At 63.9% G+C, this 1882-nt stretch carries 2 pseudogenes; both read right to left on the reverse strand.

From position 1 onward, the window contains the following. Window positions 1-513, reverse strand: a pseudogene (locus ACWGCN_RS35765) (hypothetical protein); the annotation flags it as partial. A gap of 158 nt (window positions 514-671) precedes the next feature. Further along, window positions 672-1882 (reverse strand): annotated as a pseudogene (locus ACWGCN_RS35770) (hypothetical protein); the annotation flags it as partial.

Below are 1882 nucleotides of genomic sequence, written 5' to 3' on the forward strand. Positions count from 1 at the left end.
GGGCGCTTGGGCGAACGGCAGACCGGAGCGAGTTGTCGCAACCTTTTCGACCATCCGCTGTCCGTCCTCCCACCACGTACCTTCGAAGGTTCCCGTGCGGATCTGATTGAGGGCGGCGAAGAACCGGCCGATATCGTGGCCGGCCGACCGAACGCGGTGTGCCGGACCGCCGAATTTCGGGCCGGTGTAGTCGATGGGAAGGCGGGCGGTCTCCCTCTCCCATCGGCGCAGCAGGTCGGTCTTCTTCAACAAGGACAGGCCGCTGAGCACTGCAGCGTCTACCTGGTTGTCGTAGAGATTTCCGAGTGCGCCGATGAGCCCGGAGACGCCCACGACGACCAAGTCGCCACGTTCCCACGGAACCCTTTGGGCCGCCCGCCACCCATCGAGCTGGTGCAGCGCGATCGGGTCGAGGATGTCGGCGATGTCGGCCTCACCCCATCCCTCGACTTCGCGACGCTGCTGATGGTGGGCAGTGAGTTCGGAATAGGTGAGGCCGGTCGAGGTGCTCACGATGCGCTTTGTGGCTGAGTGGTCTATCGGTTTATCCGAAAGTGCTGATGCGGCGATCGATTCGATGTCTTCGAGGTCGCGTGTGAGTGCATCCAAGTTGTCGATGTAGTCGTCATCGATCGGCGAGACCCGGTCGCTCGAGTTGCCGCCATTGGCGCTCACGCTGCTTCCTCGAGGTCGTCAGCGAGAACAGATACCCCCTCGGCAAGGGTCTCCACGGTCTTCTTCTCACCCTCCAGATCCTCGAGTTCGGCAAGCAATGCCTGAAGTTCGTCATTCTCCGGTCCGGTGACACGCTCCTTGAGCCGGTCGGCGACGATCCGGAAGCGAGCGACGCGATCTTCGGCCGCCTGGCGTTGATCCCGCTCCGCGTTCAACTCTGCCTGCTTTGTCTCGAGTTGCGCACGAAGGATTTCGATTCGCTCGGCGAGAGTCACTACGGTCTTGCCCAGGCTGGTCACGCGCTCGCGGAGACTGACGATGACAGCCTTTGCTGCCTCTTCGTTGCCGTCGACATCGCGCAGCACGAGCTGGGTCACGACGTGGAGTCGGATGGCGTCGGCGGCGATGCGAGCGGCCGTGAACCCGGCAGCCTTACCCGCGAGCGTGACTGCCCCGACTCCTGCGGCGCCGCTGAAGCCGGTGATGAGGGCGGCACCACCGGCCATACCGAGACCACCGGCAGCGATGGAACCGCCGCCGATCGCGGCCAGGCCCGCCGAAGTGGCCACCGCGCCCGAATAGCCGAGAACAAGCGCACCGTACGCGCCGGCAATTGCTGGTGCGGCGAGTCCGCCGGTCAGGACGCCGAGTCCGAGGCCCGCACCAGCGAGGAGCGCGTACTTGGTCCAGTTACTCGCCTTTGACAGCTTCTTGATCGCGTCCTTGTATGCGGTTTCCACAGCAGGGAGGTCTTCGGGATGGAGTTGTTCCATCGACCGATGGGCGGCGGCGAGAGCTTCGGTCCGGACAGCCTTGTCCCACTTGCCTTCCACCCACGGCTCGAATCCATACAGGTCGATCAGTAGAAGCAGGGCCCGTGACCGTCTCGCCACGACCGAGGAGATCTGTGGCCCAGCGGATTCGAGCGCCTCGAGGTTCGGAGACTCACCATCCGCGGCGATCTGGTGAACGACTTCGGCGACAGCGGGCGACCAGTCGTCCTGGTCGCGCGCCACGATGGCCGCAACGGCATTGTCGCGAAAGGAGTTACGGATTTCGCGCTTGGACGGAAGGTGCTTGCCCTTCGACGCGGCGATGTCGCGCTGCATCATCTGGTACTGCCACGCGGTGAGGATGAAGTCCTCATCGGGAGAGAGCTCGAGCTTCTTCTGTACCTGTACCGCGTCCATCCGCGTGACATTAGCGA

This window comes from Nocardia sp. NPDC055050, from assembly GCF_053608345.1.